This is a genomic window from Amycolatopsis sp. NPDC048633 (genome assembly GCF_040650695.1).
GTDB lineage: Bacteria > Actinomycetota > Actinomycetes > Mycobacteriales > Pseudonocardiaceae > Amycolatopsis.
This window is the reverse complement of the sequence record NZ_JBEZHS010000007.1, coordinates 230,722-246,924: the sequence shown is the minus strand read 5'-3', so window position 1 is coordinate 246,924 and position 16,203 is coordinate 230,722. Positions and strand designations below refer to the sequence as shown.

The window sequence follows — 16,203 nt, the reverse complement described above, 5'->3', positions numbered from 1 at the left end:
GCCGCGAATCACGCCACACCACCCGTAAGACTGAGCAAAGTGCCTGCTACTGTCGGTGCGAAAGCCCCGACCAGCAGGGGAACAGACGTCCTTTAAGGACCCGTCCGGTGAGGCGGGGAAGGAGTCCGAAGTGTCGTCACGTCCGCGTGGCGCGGCTGGTTCGGCCGGGGAGCGCGAGCTCCTGACGGCCGGCGATGTCGCGCGCACGATCGCCCGAATGGCCCATCAGGTCATAGAAAAGACCGCGAACGGTGCGGAGAACACTACCCCGCCCGTGTTGCTCGGTATCCCGTCCCGCGGCACGCCCCTCGCGGCCCGCCTGGCCGGCAAGATCGGCGAGTTCTCCGGGGTCCGCCCGCCGACCGGCGCCCTCGACGTCACCCTCTACCGGGACGACCTCCGCCGCCGGCCGCCGCGCGCGCTCGAACAGACGCAGCTGCCCCCCGACGGCATCGACGACCGGGTGGTGATCCTGGTCGACGACGTCCTCTTCTCCGGCCGCACGATCCGGGCCGCGCTCGATGCCCTCCGTGATCATGGCCGCCCCCGCTCGGTGCAGCTGGCCGTGCTGGTCGACCGCGGCCACCGTGAGCTGCCGATCCGCGCCGACTACGTGGGCAAGAACGTCCCGACCGCGCGCACCGAGGGCGTGTCCGTCCTGCTGGCCGAAATCGACGGCCGCGACGCGGTCCTGCTCCGCGCGACCGAAGAAGAAGCCCCGGGAGAAGAGTCTTGAAGCACCTGCTCGCCACCGACGGCCTGGACCCGGCCGTCGCCACCGCGGTGCTGGACACCGCCGACGAGCTGAAGCACACGCTGCTCGGCCGCGAGGTCAAGAAGCTGCCGACGTTGCGCGGCCGCACCGTGATCACCCTGTTCTACGAGAACTCGACGCGCACCCGGGTGTCGTTCGAGATCGCCGGGAAGTGGATGAGCGCCGACGTGATCAACGTCTCCGCGTCCAGCTCCTCGGTGAACAAGGGGGAGTCCTTGCGCGACACCGCCTTGACGCTGGCCGCCGCGGGCGCCGACTGCGTGATCGTCCGGCACCCCGCCAGCGGCGCGGCCCAGCGGCTCTCGGAGTGGCTGGCCGAGCCCGGCACGTCGGTGGTCAACGCCGGCGACGGCACCCACGAGCACCCGACGCAGGCGCTGCTCGACGCGGCGACGCTGCGGGAGCGCCTCGGTTCGCTCAAGGACCGCCGGATCGCGATCGTCGGGGACGTCCTGCACAGCCGCGTCGCCCGCTCGAACATCCACCTGCTTTCGGCGCTCGGCGCGGAGGTGGTGCTCGTCGCGCCGCCGACGTTGCTGCCTTACGGCGTGGAAAGCCTGCCGGTGACCGTTTCCCACGACCTGGACGCCGAGCTGCCCGCGGTCGACGCGGTGATGATGCTGCGGGTCCAGGCCGAACGCATGCACGGCGGGTTCTTTCCCTCGGCACGCGAGTACTCGATCGCCTACGGCCTCTCGGAACGGCGCCAGAAGCTGCTGCCGGACCACGCGGTCGTGCTGCACCCCGGCCCGATGCTGCGCGGGATGGAGATCGCGAGCGCGGTCGCCGACTCCCCGGCCTCGGCCATCACCGAACAGGTCCGCAACGGCGTCCACGTCCGGATGGCGGTCCTCTACCACCTCTTGGCCAGTGAAGGAGCCGCAGCGTGAGCACCGTGATCAAGGGCGCCCGCCCCTACGGCGAGGGTGACCCGGTCGACGTCCTGGTCGAGGACGGCGTGATCACCGCGATCGGCGCCGTCGACGTCCCGGAGGACGCCGAAGTCATCGAAGCGGGCGGCCAGGTGCTGCTCCCCGGCTTCGTCGACCTGCACACCCACCTGCGTGAACCCGGCCGTGAGGACACCGAGACGATCGACAGCGGCTCGGCCGCGGCGGCGCTCGGCGGCTACACCGCGGTGTTCGCCATGGCCAACACCGACCCGGTCGCCGACAACGCCGTGATCGTCGAGCACGTGTGGCGGCGCGGGCAGGAGGCCGGCCTGGTCGACGTCCACCCGGTCGGCGCGGTCACCGTCGGGCTCAAGGGCGAGCGGCTCGCCGAGCTGGGCACGATGGCGGCGTCGCAGGCGCGGGTCAAGGTGTTCTCCGACGACGGCCTCTGCGTCGCCGACCCGCTGCTGATGCGCCGCGCGCTGGAGTACTCGACCGCGCTCGACGTCGTCATCGCGCAGCACGCCGAGGAGCCGCGGCTGACCGTCGGCGCCCAGGCGCACGAAGGCGAGCAGGCGGCCCGGCTCGGGTACACCGGCTGGCCGGCCGCGGCGGAAGAGTCCATCGTGGCCCGCGACTGCCTCCTGGCCCTGCACGCGAACGCGCGGCTGCACGTCTGCCACGTCTCCACTTCGGGCACGGCGGACGTGCTGCGCTGGGCGAAGGACCGCGGCACGAAGGTGTCGGCGGAGGTCACGCCCCATCACCTGCTGCTCACCGACGAGCGCCTGGCGACCTACGACCCGGTCAACAAGGTGAACCCGCCGCTGCGCACCGAGTCCGACGCCGGGAAGCTGCGGGCCGCGCTGGCGGAAGGCGTGATCGACTGCGTCGCGACCGACCACGCGCCGCACGCGGTGCAGGACAAGGACACCGAGTGGAGCGCGGCCCGGCCGGGCATGCTCGGGCTGCAGACGGCGCTGTCCATCGTGGCCGAGACCATGGTCCGCACCGGGTTGCTCGACTGGCGCGGCGTCGCCCGCGTCATGAGCGAGCGCCCGGCCGAGATCGGCAACCTCGCCGACCAGGGCCGCCCGATCGCGGTGGGCGAGCCGGCGAACCTGACGCTGGTCGACCCGGACGCCGAGTGGACGGTCCGGGGCGCGGAGCTCGCCAGCATCGCCGCCAACACCCCGTACGAGGGAATGCGGCTGCCCGGCGTGGTGACCGCCACGCTGCTGCGCGGGCGGGTCACCGCCCGGGACGGGAAGATCTGCTGATGGAACGCCTTTGGCTGGTGTTGGCGATCGTCGCCTTCTTCCTGCTCTGCCTCTGGGGCATGTACGTCGGCTGGCGGCGCAAGGCGCGCTCGCAGAGCGTGCAGGTGCCGCCGTTCCCCGCCATCCCCGAAGACGCGGGCGAGACGCTGCTGGAGTCCACCGGCGTCTACGTCGCCACGACGTTCGCCGGGGAGTGGCAGAACCGGGTCGTCACCCGCGGCGCGGGCCTGCGCACCGGCGCGGTCCTGCGGCTGCACGGCGGCGGTGTCGCGGTCGAACGCGGGGGAGCGCCCGACTTCTGGATCCCGCGCGAGGCGATCACCGGTGTCCGGCGCGACAGCAAGATCGCCGGGAAGGTGATGGGCACCGACGCGCTGCTGGTGCTCACCTGGCGTGCCGGCGAGACCGAGCTCGACACCGGCTTCCGCGGCGACGACCTCGACGACTATCCACAATGGACTGAACAGCTGAAGATCAAGGGAGGTGCCCAGTGAACGCGCGCGCTCAGGCCGCACTGGTACTCGAAGACGGCCGGGTGTTCCGCGGCGCTGCCTACGGCGCGCAGGGGCGGAGCCTCGGCGAGGCGGTGTTCTGCACCGGCATGACCGGCTACCAGGAGACGCTGACCGACCCGTCCTACCACGGGCAGATCGTGGTGCAGACCGCCCCGCAGATCGGCAACACCGGCTGGAACGACGAGGACGACGAGTCCTCGAGGATCTGGGTCAACGGCTACGTGGTGCGCGACCCCGCGCGCACGCCGTCCAACTGGCGCTCGAAGCGGACGCTGGACGACGAGCTGGTGCGCCAGGGGATCGTCGGCATCGCCGAGGTCGACACCCGCTCGCTGACGCGGCACCTGCGCGAGCTCGGCGCGATGCGCGCCGGGGTGTTCTCCGGCGACGCGCTGGGCACCGTCGACGAAATGGTCGCCGAGGTGCTGGCCAGCCCCAAGATGGAGGGCGCCGACCTGGCCGGCCAGGTCACCACGCCGAAGCCGTACGTGGTCTCGCCTTCCGGAGAGGTTCGCTTCCGCGTCGTCGCGCTGGACCTGGGCATCAAGTCCAACACCCCGCGCCAGCTGATCCAGCGCGGCATCGAGGTGCACGTCCTGCCCTCGACGTCGACGTTGGACGAGCTGCTGGCGATCGAGCCGGACGGCGTGTTCCTCTCCAACGGCCCGGGCGACCCGGCCACCACGGTGCACGCCACCGAGCTGACGAAGCAGGTCCTGGGCCGCGAGATCCCGCTGTTCGGCATCTGCTTCGGCAACCAGGTCCTCGGCCGCGCGCTGGGCCTGGGAACGTACAAGATGCGCTACGGCCACCGCGGCATCAACATCCCGGTGATCGACGTCGTGACCAAGCAGGTCGCGATCACCGCGCAGAACCACGGCTTCGCCCTCGAAGGCGAGCCCGGGCAGCGCTTCGAGTCGCCCTTCGGCGCGGCTCAGGTCAGCCACTACTGCGCGAACGACGGCGCGGTCGAGGGCCTGCGGGCCTTCGACGTCCCGGCGTTCTCGGTCCAGTACCACCCCGAGGCGGCGGCCGGACCGCACGACGCCGCGCCCCTGTTCGACGATTTCGTGACGCTCATGGAGAAGAAGGCCTGATGCCGAAGAGGACGGACATCCAGCACGTGCTGGTGATCGGCTCCGGGCCGATCGTGATCGGGCAGGCCGCGGAGTTCGACTACTCCGGTACCCAGGCCTGCCGGGTGCTGCGCAGCGAAGGCCTGCGCGTGTCCCTGGTGAACTCGAACCCCGCGACCATCATGACCGACCCCGAGTTCGCCGACGCGACCTACATCGAGCCGGTGACGCCGGACTTCGTCGAGAAGGTCATCGCGGCGGAACGGCCGGACGCGATCCTCGCCACCCTCGGCGGGCAGACGGCGCTGAACTGCGCGGTCGCCCTGCACGAGCGCGGCGTGCTCGCCAAGTACGGCGTCGAGCTGATCGGCGCCGACATCGACGCCATCCAGCGCGGCGAGGACCGGCAGAAGTTCAAGAACATCGTCGCCGAAGTCGGCGCCGAGACCCCGCGAAGCCGCGTCTGCAACACCATGGACGAGGTCCGCGCGACCGTCGCCGACCTGGGCCTGCCGGTCGTCATCCGGCCGTCGTTCACCATGGGCGGGCTCGGCTCCGGCATGGCGCACACGCCCGAGGACCTGGAGCGGCTGGCTTCCACCGGGCTCACCGAGTCGCCGGTCACCGAGGTGCTCATCGAGGAGAGCGTGCTCGGCTGGAAGGAGTACGAGCTCGAGCTGATGCGCGACAAGAGCGACAACGTCGTGGTCGTCTGCTCGATCGAAAACATCGACGCCATGGGCGTGCACACCGGCGACTCCGTCACCGTGGCGCCGACCATGACGCTCACCGACCGCGAGTACCAGGTGATGCGCGACGTCGGCATCGACGTGCTGCGCGCGGTCGGCGTGGACACCGGCGGCTGCAACATCCAGTTCGCGATCAACCCGGAAGACGGCCGGATGGTCGTCATCGAGATGAACCCGCGCGTCTCCCGCAGTTCCGCGCTGGCGTCGAAGGCGACCGGCTTCCCGATCGCCAAGATCGCCGCGAAGCTCGCCATCGGCTACACGCTCGACGAGATCCAGAACGACATCACGAAGGCGACGCCGGCGGCGTTCGAGCCCACCTTGGACTACGTCGTCGTGAAGATGCCGCGGTTCGCGTTCGAGAAGTTCCCGGGCGCCGACCCGACGCTGACCACGACGATGAAGAGCGTCGGCGAGGCGATGTCGTTCGGCCGCAGCTTCCCCGAGGCGCTCGGCAAGGTGATGCGCTCGATCGAGACGAAGGCGACCGGGTTCTGGACGCTGCCCGACCCCGAGGGCGTCACGCTGGAGTCCACTTTGGACTCGCTGCGCACGCCGCACGAAGGCCGGCTGTACGAGGTGGAACGCGCGCTGCGCCTGGGCGGCACCGTCGCGCAGGTGCACGAAGCCTCCGGCATCGACCCGTGGTTCATCGACCAGATCGCCTTGATCGGCGAGGTCGGCACCGAGGTCCGCGACGCGCCGGTCCTCGACGGCGACCTGCTGCGCCGCGCCAAGCGCACGGGCCTGTCGGACCGCCAGGTCGCGGTTCTGCGCCCGGAGCTCGCGGGGGAGGACGGCGTCCGCACGCTGCGCCACCGCCTCGGCGTCCGGCCGGTGTTCAAGACCGTCGACACCTGCGCGGCCGAGTTCGCCGCGAACACGCCGTACCACTACTCGGCCTACGAGTCCGACCCCGAGGCGCAGTCCGAAGTGGCCGTGCAGACGGAAAAGCCGAAGGTGCTCATCCTCGGCTCGGGCCCGAACCGGATCGGGCAGGGCATCGAGTTCGACTACTCCTGCGTGCACGCGGCGATCGCGTTGCGGGAGGCCGGCTTCGAGGCCGTCATGGTCAACTGCAACCCGGAAACCGTGTCCACCGACTACGACACGTCCGACCGGCTGTACTTCGAGCCGCTGTCCTTCGAGGACGTGCTCGAGGTCGTGCACGCCGAGCAGGCGTCCGGCACGGTCGCCGGCGTCATCGTCCAGCTCGGCGGCCAGACCCCGCTGAGCCTGGCCAAGCGGCTCGCCGACGCCGGTGTCCCGGTGGTCGGGACGCCGCCGGAGGCCATCCACCTGGCCGAGGACCGCGGCGCGTTCGGCGAGGTCCTCACCGACGCCGGGCTGCCCGCGCCGCGCTACGGCACGGCGACGTCGTTCGAGGGCGCCAAGCGGATCGCCGACGAGATCGGCTACCCGGTGCTCGTCCGGCCGTCCTACGTGCTCGGCGGGCGCGGCATGGAGATCGTCTATGACGAGGAGACCCTGGCCGGCTACATCGGCCGCGCCACCGAGATCACCCCCGAGCACCCGGTGCTGGTGGACCGCTTCCTCGACGACGCCATCGAGATCGACGTCGACGCGCTGTTCGACGGCGAGGAGCTCTACCTCGGCGGCGTGATGGAGCACATCGAGGAAGCCGGCATCCACTCCGGCGACTCCTCGTGCGCGCTGCCGCCGATCACGCTCGGGCACACCGACCTGCAGGCCGTCCGCCGCTCCACCGAGGCGATCGCGCGCGGCGTGGGCGTGCGCGGGCTCCTGAACGTCCAGTACGCGCTCAAGGACGACGTCCTGTACGTCCTGGAGGCCAACCCGCGCGCGTCGCGGACGGTGCCGTTCGTCTCCAAGGCGACCGCGGTGCCGCTGGCCAAGGCCGCCGCGCTGATCATGACCGGCTCGACGATCAAGGATCTGCGCGAGAGCGGTGTCCTGCCGGCCGACGGCGACGGCGGGCAGATGCCGGCCGACTCGCCGGTCGCGGTGAAGGAAGCGGTGCTGCCTTTCCACCGCTTCCGCACCCCCGAAGGCCACGGCGTCGACTCGCTGCTGGGCCCGGAGATGAAGTCCACCGGCGAGGTGATGGGCGTCGACGTCGACTTCGGCAAGGCGTTCGCCAAGTCGCAGAGCGCGGCCTACGGTTCGCTGCCGACGGCCGGGCGCGTGTTCGTCTCGGTCGCCAACCGCGACAAGCGCTCGATGGTGTTCCCGGTGAAGCGCCTGGCGGACCTCGGCTTCGAGATCCTCGCCACGTCCGGCACCGCGGAAGTGCTGCGGCGCAACGGGGTCGCGTGCACCGTGGTGCGCAAGCACTACGAGGGTTCGACCGAAGCCGAGCCGAACATCGTGGACGTCATCCTGAACGGCGACGTCGACATGGTGATCAACACGCCTTACGGCAACAGCGGTCCGCGCGTCGACGGTTACGAAATCCGCACCGCCGCGGTGTCGCGCGACATCCCGTGCGTGACGACCGTGCAGGGCGCCGCGGCGGCCGTGCACGGCATCGAGGCGCTCATCCGGGGCGACATCGGGGTCAAGTCCCTGCAGGAGCTGCAGGCGGCGCTGAAGGCGAAGTCGTGAGCGCGCCCGAGCGGTTCGGGGCGCGGCTGGCGAAAGCCGTCGCGGACCGGGGCCCGCTGTGCGCCGGGATCGACCCCCACCCGGGCCTGATCGAGGCCTGGGGGCTCCCGGTGGACGCTTCGGGCCTGGAACGGTTCGCGCTGTCCGCCACGGAGGTCCTGGCGGCGCGCACGGCGATCGTGAAGCCGCAGTCGGCGTTCTTCGAAAGTTTCGGGGCGGCGGGCATCCGGGTGCTGGAACGGGTCGTCGCGACCGCGCGCGAAGCCGGCGCGCTGGTGCTGCTGGACGTCAAACGCGGCGACATCGGCTCCACGATGGCGGCGTACACGGCCGCGTACGTGGCCGACGGCGCGGCGATCGCGGCCGACGCGATCACCGTTTCGCCGTACCTCGGGTTCGGCTCTTTGGCCCAATGCGCCGAAACGGCGATGGCCGCCGGACGCGGCATCTTCGTGCTTGCGCGAACTTCCAACCCGGAAGCGGCCGCCGTCCAGAACGCGAAGCTGCCCGACGGCCGGACCGTCGCGCAGGCGATCGTCGACTCCGCGGCGGCGTTCAACGCATCCGCGGGGCCGCTCGGCGATGTGGGCGTCGTCGTCGGCGCCACGGTTCCGCCGGGGGAGCTCGATCTTTCGCGGCTGAACGGTCCGGTGCTGGCGCCCGGTTTCGGGGCCCAGGGAGCCACGGTGGCTGATCTGCGAGCACTTTTCGGTACGGGGATCCCCGGCGTGCTTCCCGCGTCGTCCCGGGACCTCTTGCGTCACGGACCGGAGCAACCGGCTTTGCGCCAAGCGGTCGAACGGGTCGCCGAAGTGCTGGCCAACCCGCAGGAAAACGGCCAATAGCAGGGTCCGGAACCGGGTCCCACCAGGCACCCCCGCATTGTGGCCGGTGCTCACGGGTGGGTACCGTCGCGTCACCCACCCAGATTTGAGAACTACCGGAGGAAAACGTGGCACTTCCCCAGCTGACAGAGGAACAGCGCGCTGCGGCGCTGGAGAAGGCCGCCGCTGCTCGCAAGATCCGTGCTGAGCTGAAGGAGCGGCTGAAGCGGGGCGGTACCACTCTGGTCGACGTGCTGAAGCAGGCCGAGGAGAACGAAGTCCTCGGCAAGATGAAGGTTTCGGCTCTGCTCGAGGCCCTTCCGGGCGTCGGCAAGGTCCGCGCTCAGCAGACCATGGAACGACTGGAGATCGCCCCCAGCCGTCGTCTCCGCGGCCTCGGCGACCGGCAGCGCAAGGCGCTGCTGGCCGAGTTCAGCGGCGAGTGAACGGCGTCGGTCGTGACTACCCGGTGAGCCGGGACGCCGACCGCGGCAGTGAGCCGGTGGCGGGGGACATCCCCCGGCACCGGCTCACCGTCGTATCGGGGCCGTCCGGAGTCGGGAAGTCGAGTGTGGTGGGCGAACTGCGGAAGCTGGAGCCCGACATCTACTTCAGCGTCTCGGTCACGACGCGCAAGCCGCGTCCCGGCGAGATCGAGGGCGCGCACTACCACTTCGTCGACCGCGCCGAGTTCGACGCGATGGTCGTCGACGGCCGGCTCCTGGAGTGGGCCGAGTTCACCGGCAACCGCTACGGCACCCCGCGCGAACCGGTCGAGAAGGCGCTCGCCGAGGGCCGCCCGGCCGTCCTGGAGATCGAACTGCAGGGCGCCCGCCAGGTCCGCGCGGCCATGCCGGAGGCCCGGCTGGTGATGCTGATGCCGCCGTCCTGGGAGGAACTGGTCGGCCGGCTCACCGGGCGCGGCACCGAAAACGAGGCCGCCGTGCAGGCCCGGCTGGCGGAAGCGGAGCGTGAGCTGGCCGCCGCCGGGGAGTTCGACCACCGCGTCGTCAACGCCGACGTGCGGGACGCCGCTGAGCACTTGCTAAACTTGATTACCGGCGAGCAGTTTGCCGCCGGTAGTCCCACAGATTCGGAGCACCAAGAGTGACGACTCAGGCGACGCTGCACGAAGAGCTCGAGGGCATCACCAACCCGCCGATCGACGACCTGCTCGAGAAGGTCAGCTCGAAGTACGCGCTGGTGATCTACTCGGCCAAGCGTGCCCGCCAGATCAACGACTACTACGCCCAGCTGGGCGAGGGCCTGCTCGAGTACGTCGGCCCGCTCGTCGAGCCGGGCCCGCGCGAGAAGCCGCTCTCGATCGCGCTGCGCGAGATCCACGGTGGCCTGCTCGAGCACACCGAGGGTGAGTAAACCCAAGGTCGTCCTGGGCGTGGGCGGCGGCATCGCCGCCTACAAGGCCTGTGAGGTCCTGCGGGGTCTGACCGAGTCCGGTCACGACGTCCGCGTGGTACCCACCGAAGCCGCGCTGAACTTCGTCGGCGCGGCCACCTTCGAAGCACTTTCCGGGCACCCGGTGCACACCGGCGTGTTCACCGAGGTGCCCGAAGTGCAGCACGTCCGCGTCGGCAAGGAGGCCGACCTCGTCGTGGTCGTCCCGGCGACCGCGAACCTCCTCGCCAAGGCCGCCCACGGCCTGGCCGACGACCTGCTGACGAACACCCTGCTCACCGCCCGGTGCCCGGTCGCCTTCTTCCCGGCGATGCACACGGAGATGTGGGAGCACCCGGCGACCCGCGCCAACGTGGCGCTGCTGCGCTCACGCGGCGTGATCGTCACCGAACCGGATTCGGGCCGGTTGACCGGCGTCGACACCGGCAAGGGCCGCCTCGCGAACCCCGCCGAGATCGTCGACCTCGCCCGGCTCCTGCTGGCCAAGCCCGGCGCCCTGCCCCGCGACCTCGAAGGCATCCGCGTCGTCGTGTCCGCGGGCGGCACGCGCGAACCGCTGGACCCGGTCCGCTACCTGGGCAACCGCTCGTCCGGCAAGCAGGGCTACGCGCTGGCCCGCGTCGCCGCCCAGCGCGGCGCCGAGGTCACCCTGGTCACCGCGCACACCGTCGCCCTGCCGGACCCGGCGGGCGCGACCGTCTCGCACGTCTCGACGGCGGAGGAGCTGCGGCAGGCGGTGCACGCCGCGGCCGAGACCGCCGACGTCGTCGTGATGGCCGCCGCCGTCGCCGACTTCCGGCCGGCGAACCGGGCCGACCACAAGATCAAGAAGTCCGACGACCAGCCGGACCCGGTGATCACACTCGACCGCAATGCGGACATCCTCGCCGAACTGGTGCGCGCCCGGCGGCCGGGCCAGGTCGTCGTGGGATTCGCCGCGGAGACCGGCGACGAGCACGGCGACGTCCTCGACCACGCCCGCGTGAAGCTCAAGCGCAAGGGCGCCGACCTGCTGGTCGTCAACGCGGTCGGCGACGGCAAGGCGTTCGGCACAGAGGACAATTCGGGCTGGTTGCTCGGCTCCGACGGTACGGAAATCCCCATACCCCTCGGCGCGAAAGCCGAGCTTGCGTCCACCCTGTGGGACGCTGTGGTGAGCTTCATGAAGCGTTGACCGTCCCCCGAGCGATAGTCAGTACGCTTGCACAGGTAAGGGGTGCCTAAGTTACGGGGCATCCGACGACAAGGTGAGGAAGTGACGGCCACCGTGACCGCGTCTACCAGCAGATTGTTCACCTCGGAGTCGGTGACCGAAGGGCACCCCGACAAGATTTGCGACGCCATCAGCGACTCGATCCTCGACGGCCTGCTGTCGAAGGATCCTCGTAGCCGCGTCGCGGTCGAGACCCTGATCACCACCGGCCAGGTGCACGTCGCCGGCGAGGTGACGACCGAGGCCTACGCCGACATCCCGACGATCGTCCGCGACGTCATCCTGCGGATCGGCTACGACTCCTCCGCCAAGGGCTTCGACGGCAACTCGTGCGGCGTCAACGTCGCGATCGGGTCGCAGTCGGCCGACATCGCGCAGGGTGTCGACACCGCTTACGAGTCCCGCGTCGAGTCCGACGAGGACGAGATCAACCGCCAGGGCGCCGGCGACCAGGGCCTGATGTTCGGCTACGCCTGCTCGGACACCCCCGAGCTGATGCCGCTGCCGATCGCGCTGGCGCACCGGCTGTCGAAGCGGCTGACCGCGGTCCGCAAGGACGGCGTGCTGCCGTACCTGCGCCCGGACGGCAAGACCCAGGTGACCATCGAGTACGCCGGCGACCAGCCGGTGCGCCTCGACACGGTCGTCGTGTCCTCGCAGCACGCCGACGGCATCGACCTGGACCGGATGCTCAGCGTCGACGTCAAGGAGCACGTCGTCGGCCCCGAGCTCGAGGGCCTGGGCATCGACACCACCGGCGCGCGGCTGCTGGTCAACCCGACCGGCCGCTTCGTCATCGGCGGCCCGATGGGTGACGCCGGCCTGACCGGGCGCAAGATCATCGTCGACACCTACGGCGGCATGGCCCGCCACGGTGGCGGCGCGTTCTCCGGCAAGGACCCGTCCAAGGTCGACCGCTCCGCCGCGTACGCGATGCGCTGGGTCGCCAAGAACGTCGTCGCGGCCGGGCTGGCCACGCGGACCGAGGTGCAGGTCGCCTACGCGATCGGCAAGGCGGCCCCGGTGGGCCTGTTCGTCGAGACGTTCGGGACCGAGACGGTCGACCCGTCGAAGATCCAGCAGGCCATCACCGAGGTCTTCGACCTCCGGCCCGCCGCGATCATCCGCGACCTCGACCTGCTGCGCCCGATCTACGCGCCGACGGCGGCGTACGGCCACTTCGGCCGGCCCGAGCTGGACCTCCCCTGGGAGAGCACGGCCCGTGCCGAGGCGCTGAAGAACGCGGCCGGCGCCTGATCATCTGTTCGCCGTGAAGGGCACCTTCAGGGACATATAAGCCCTGAAGGTGCCCTTCACGGCATTCTGGCGTCCGGGGTGTCGGAGGGGTCTGGTAGAGATCACGGCGTGAGCAGTTCCGAGCCCGCCGCCCTCTGGGACCTTCCCGAGGAGCCGCCGCCCGCCGTGCCGAAGGCGGCGCCGTCGCGTGCCCGGAAGTCGAAGGCGCCGAAGCCGGGGCAGAAGGCGAAGGGCGCCCAGCAGCCCGCACCCGAGCGGCCGGTCGCGCGGATCGTCGTCGACATCCCGCTGGCCCACCTCGACCGGACCTTCGACTACCTCGTGCCGGAGAAGCTGCACGAGACCGCCGTGCCCGGGTGCCGGGTGCGCGTCCGGTTCGCCGGGCAGCTCGTCGACGGCTACCTGATCGAGCGCGGCGAAACCAGTGACTACGGCAGCAAGCTGGCGTTCCTCGACCGCGTGACGTCGGCCGAGCCGGTGCTGCCGCCGTCGTTGCACACGCTGTGCCGCGCGGTCGCCGACCGCTACGGCGGCACGCTGTCGGACGTCCTGCGGCTCGCGATCCCGCCACGCCACGCGAAGGTCGAGGGCGAGCCGCCCGTGCCGCCCGCGGCGGCCCCTTCCTCTCCGGACACCGAGGCTTGGGCGCGCTACCAGCGTGGCCCGGCGTTCCTGGAGGCGCTGACCGAGGGCAAGCCCGCGAACGCCGTCTGGCAGGCCCTGCCGGGCGAAGACTGGCCGCGCCGGCTCGCCGAGGCCGCCGGTGCCGTGGCGGCCGCGGGGCGGGGCGCGGTCCTGGTGGTGCCGGACCACCGCGACCTGAACCGGGTGCACGAGGCGTGCGCCGAGCTGGTGGGCGAGGACGCCGTGGTGGCGCTGATCGCCGGGCTCGGGCCCGCCGAGCGGTACCGGCGCTGGCTGGCGGTGCTGCGCGGCGCGGTGCGGGTGGTGGTCGGGACGCGGGCGGCGATGTTCGCGCCGGTCCACGACCCCGGGCTGTTCGTCGTCTGGGACGACGGCGACGACCTGCACCTCGACCAGCACGCGCCCTACCCGCACGTCCGGGACGTGCTGATGGACCGCGCGCACGCGGCGAAGGCGTCGCTGCTGGTCGGCGGGTTCGCCCGGACGGCCGAGGCGCAGCTGCTGGTCGAGTCGGGCTGGGCCGCGCCGGTCCTGGCCGACCGCACGGTGCTGCGGTCCGCGGCCCCGCGCGTCACGCCGGTCGGCGAGGACTTCGACGTCGCCCGCGACGAGGCCGCCCGCGTCGCCCGGTTGCCGGCGGTGGCGTTCGAAGCCGCCAGGCAAGCGTTCGCGGCGGGGCACCCGACGCTGATCCAGGTGCCGCGGCGCGGGTATGTGCCGGGCCTGGCCTGCGGCAACTGCCGCACGCCTGCGCACTGCCGCCGTTGCGCGGGGCCGCTGGCCCTGCCCGGCGGCTCGGTGGACGGGCAGCCGAAGCCGCCCGCGTGCCGCTGGTGCGGCGTCCCGGAGACGGCGTTCCGCTGCACGGCGTGCGGCTCGGTCCGCCTGCGCGCGGTGATCGTCGGCGCGAAGCGGACGGCGGAGGAGCTGGGCCGCGCGTTCCCGGGCATCCCGGTCCGCACCTCGGGGGCGGCGGAGGTGCTGGCCTCGGTGCCGGGCAAGCCGGCGCTGGTGGTGTGCACCCCGGGCGCGGAGCCGGTGGCGGAAGGCGGCTACGGCGCGGCGCTGCTGCTGGACGGCTGGGCGTTGCTGGGGCGCCAGGACCTGCGGGCGGGGGAGGAGACGCTGCGCCGCTGGATGGCGGCGGCGGCCCTGGTGCGCCCTTCGTCTTCGGGTGGGCGGGTCATCGTCGGGGCGGAGGCGGGCATGGCGGTGGTCCAGGCCCTCGTCCGCTGGGACCCGGCGTGGCACGCGGGGCAGGAGCTCGCCGCACGCCAGGAGCTGGGCTTCCCGCCGGCCATGCGGATGGCGAGCGTGGAGGGAAGTCCGGACGCGGTGGCCGGGTTCCTCTCGGACTTGCCGTTGCCTTCGTCGGGTGAGGTCCTGGGCCCGGTTCCGCTGGGCGAGATCGACGAAGAGGGGAACGCCTCGCGGGAACGGGCTTTGGTCCGGGTGTCCCGCGCGGAGGGCAAGGCCCTGTCGGCCTCGATCCACGCGGCGGCGGCCCGGCGGGATGCCAAGAAGGCGACGGAACCGATCCGCATCCAGCTCGATCCCCTGGACCTCATCTAGCCGACCGTGTCGACCCCCCAATCACGCGTGTCGACCCCCCAATCACGAGTGATGCCCGCTCAATCACATGGAGTTGCCCCGTGGGGCCGGACACCTTGATTCCAGACAGTGGTCTGGAGGGAGGATGTCCTGATGTCGCGCAGGTCGAAATATCCGGAGCAGTTCCGACGGGACGCGATCGAGCTGGTCAACTCCAGCGACCGGCCGTTGCGGCAGATCGCCCGCGAACTCGGGGTCGACCACGAGACCCTGCGCTCGTGGGTCAACACCGCCAAGCAGGCCACCGAGGCCGGGCCGCCAGTAGAGGATCCCGCCGTCACCGACGAGGTGACGCGGCTGCGGAAACAGGTCGCTGAGCTGCAGAAAGAGAAGGAGATCCTGCGCAAAGCGGCCGCCTATTTTGCGCGCGAGATGGATCGATGATCTACCGCTACCGGTTCATCTCCGAACACCGCCCCGAGTTCGGGGTGAAGCGGTTGTGCCAGGTCCTCGGGCTGCGGCGGCAGGGCTTCCACGAATGGGTCGCCGCCGAGACGGCCCGGGCGGCGCGGGCCGAGGCCGAGCAAGAACTGCTCACCCTGATCACCTCGATCCATGCCGAGCATCGGGGCGCTTACGGGGTGCCGCGGGTGACCGCCGAGCTGCACCGCCGCGGACTGATGATCAACCACAAGCGGGTCGAGCGGCTGATGCGCGAGCATGGTCTGGCCGGGATCACCCGCCGCAAACGCCGAGCTTTGACCCGGCCTGCGGCCGGCCCGGTCACGCCGGTCGGTGATCTGATCCGCCGCGACTTCACCGCCGAGAAACCAGGGCAGCGGTTCGTCGGGGACATCACCTGCCTGCCCACCTTCGAAGGCTGGCTCTATCTGGCCACCGTCATCGACCTGCACACCCGCGAGGTCGTCGGGCACGCCATGGCCGAGCACATGCGCACCGATTTGGTCTGCGACGCCGTCGACCTGGCCACTGCCCGCGGCCTAATCAGCGACAATGCGGTGTTTCACTCCGACCGCGGGGTGCAATACACCTCCGGCCGGTTCCGGGCCGCTCTCGCCGAACACGACATCCGCCCGTTGGTCGGGCGGGTCGGGTCCTGCTACGACAACGCCGTCGCCGAAGCCTTCTTCGCCACGTTGAAAACCGAGATCGGCGCCACGATCTGGCGGACCCGGGCCCAAGCTCGCCAGGACGTGTTCGGCTATCTGCGCTACTACAACCACAAGCGGCTGCATTCCACCGTCGGCCAGAATCCCCCAGCCGAAGCCCGAATCAGCTACGTTCAGGCCCCAGCTGCCTAAACCCCGTGTCCGCCTCACCGGGGCAACTCCACACGAGTGTCGACCCTCTGAACACGGCTGATTCCCTTTGCCGCACGGTTGTTCTGCGTAGGGAACACCGC

15 protein-coding genes are annotated in these 16,203 nt (G+C 71.1%); all 15 read left to right on the top strand.

Annotated elements, in window-relative coordinates:
* The first annotated feature begins 130 nt into the window (after nucleotides 1-130).
* The 15 genes from pyrR to AB0C38_RS16670 all read left to right on the top strand — a co-directional run bounded on the left by pyrR (nucleotide 131) and on the right by AB0C38_RS16670 (nucleotide 16,102).
* On the top strand, nucleotides 131-736 hold the full coding sequence (pyrR, locus tag AB0C38_RS16740) for a bifunctional pyr operon transcriptional regulator/uracil phosphoribosyltransferase PyrR (protein WP_360673307.1): 606 nt from the start codon (nucleotides 131-133) through the stop codon (nucleotides 734-736).
* Nucleotides 733-1,665 carry an aspartate carbamoyltransferase catalytic subunit gene (locus AB0C38_RS16735; protein WP_072480298.1) on the top strand — a complete coding sequence of 311 codons (933 nt, stop codon included), beginning with the start codon at nucleotides 733-735 and terminating at the stop codon, nucleotides 1,663-1,665. Before pyrR ends, AB0C38_RS16735 begins: the two co-directional genes overlap by 4 nt.
* Nucleotides 1,662-2,948 (top strand): dihydroorotase, encoded by a 1,287-nt coding sequence (locus AB0C38_RS16730; RefSeq protein WP_360673304.1) that lies wholly within the window; start codon nucleotides 1,662-1,664, stop codon nucleotides 2,946-2,948. The genes AB0C38_RS16735 and AB0C38_RS16730 overlap by 4 nt, the downstream gene beginning before the upstream one ends.
* The gene (locus tag AB0C38_RS16725) at nucleotides 2,948-3,442 is read left to right on the top strand and encodes a transporter (RefSeq protein WP_360673302.1); all 495 of its coding nucleotides are present in this window, start codon (nucleotides 2,948-2,950) and stop codon (nucleotides 3,440-3,442) included. The genes AB0C38_RS16730 and AB0C38_RS16725 overlap by 1 nt, the downstream gene beginning before the upstream one ends.
* On the top strand, nucleotides 3,439-4,560 hold the full coding sequence (carA, locus tag AB0C38_RS16720) for a glutamine-hydrolyzing carbamoyl-phosphate synthase small subunit (protein WP_360673299.1): 1,122 nt from the start codon (nucleotides 3,439-3,441) through the stop codon (nucleotides 4,558-4,560). Before AB0C38_RS16725 ends, carA begins: the two co-directional genes overlap by 4 nt.
* Nucleotides 4,560-7,874 carry a carbamoyl-phosphate synthase large subunit gene (carB, locus tag AB0C38_RS16715; protein ID WP_360673296.1) on the top strand — a complete coding sequence of 1,105 codons (3,315 nt, stop codon included), beginning with the start codon at nucleotides 4,560-4,562 and terminating at the stop codon, nucleotides 7,872-7,874. The genes carA and carB overlap by 1 nt, the downstream gene beginning before the upstream one ends.
* Nucleotides 7,871-8,719, top strand: a complete 849-nt coding sequence (gene pyrF / locus AB0C38_RS16710) for an orotidine-5'-phosphate decarboxylase (protein WP_360673292.1) — start codon at nucleotides 7,871-7,873, stop codon at nucleotides 8,717-8,719. Before carB ends, pyrF begins: the two co-directional genes overlap by 4 nt.
* A 107-nt stretch (nucleotides 8,720-8,826) precedes the next feature.
* Nucleotides 8,827-9,144, top strand: coding sequence for an integration host factor, actinobacterial type (mihF, locus tag AB0C38_RS16705; protein WP_013224622.1), 318 nt, complete (start codon nucleotides 8,827-8,829; stop codon nucleotides 9,142-9,144).
* Nucleotides 9,141-9,809, top strand: a complete 669-nt coding sequence (gene gmk / locus AB0C38_RS16700) for a guanylate kinase (protein ID WP_360673290.1) — start codon at nucleotides 9,141-9,143, stop codon at nucleotides 9,807-9,809. Before mihF ends, gmk begins: the two co-directional genes overlap by 4 nt.
* Nucleotides 9,806-10,075 (top strand): DNA-directed RNA polymerase subunit omega, encoded by a 270-nt coding sequence (rpoZ, locus tag AB0C38_RS16695; protein WP_005152353.1) that lies wholly within the window; start codon nucleotides 9,806-9,808, stop codon nucleotides 10,073-10,075. Before gmk ends, rpoZ begins: the two co-directional genes overlap by 4 nt.
* Nucleotides 10,068-11,288, top strand: coding sequence for a bifunctional phosphopantothenoylcysteine decarboxylase/phosphopantothenate--cysteine ligase CoaBC (gene coaBC, locus AB0C38_RS16690; RefSeq protein WP_360673287.1), 1,221 nt, complete (start codon nucleotides 10,068-10,070; stop codon nucleotides 11,286-11,288). Before rpoZ ends, coaBC begins: the two co-directional genes overlap by 8 nt.
* Before the next feature lie 93 nt (nucleotides 11,289-11,381).
* Nucleotides 11,382-12,584: a methionine adenosyltransferase gene (metK, locus tag AB0C38_RS16685; RefSeq protein WP_360673426.1), complete on the top strand. Its 1,203-nt coding sequence runs from the start codon at nucleotides 11,382-11,384 to the stop codon at nucleotides 12,582-12,584.
* A gap of 108 nt (nucleotides 12,585-12,692) precedes the next feature.
* A complete protein-coding gene (locus AB0C38_RS16680) occupies nucleotides 12,693-14,801 on the top strand; it encodes a primosomal protein N' (RefSeq protein ID WP_360673284.1) in 2,109 nt (702 codons plus the stop codon).
* A 132-nt stretch (nucleotides 14,802-14,933) separates the two neighbouring features.
* Nucleotides 14,934-15,224, top strand: a complete 291-nt coding sequence (locus AB0C38_RS16675) for a transposase (RefSeq protein ID WP_360673281.1) — start codon at nucleotides 14,934-14,936, stop codon at nucleotides 15,222-15,224.
* On the top strand, nucleotides 15,221-16,102 hold the full coding sequence (locus AB0C38_RS16670) for an IS3 family transposase (RefSeq protein ID WP_360673279.1): 882 nt from the start codon (nucleotides 15,221-15,223) through the stop codon (nucleotides 16,100-16,102). Before AB0C38_RS16675 ends, AB0C38_RS16670 begins: the two co-directional genes overlap by 4 nt.
* The last annotated feature ends 101 nt before the right edge of the window (nucleotides 16,103-16,203 follow it).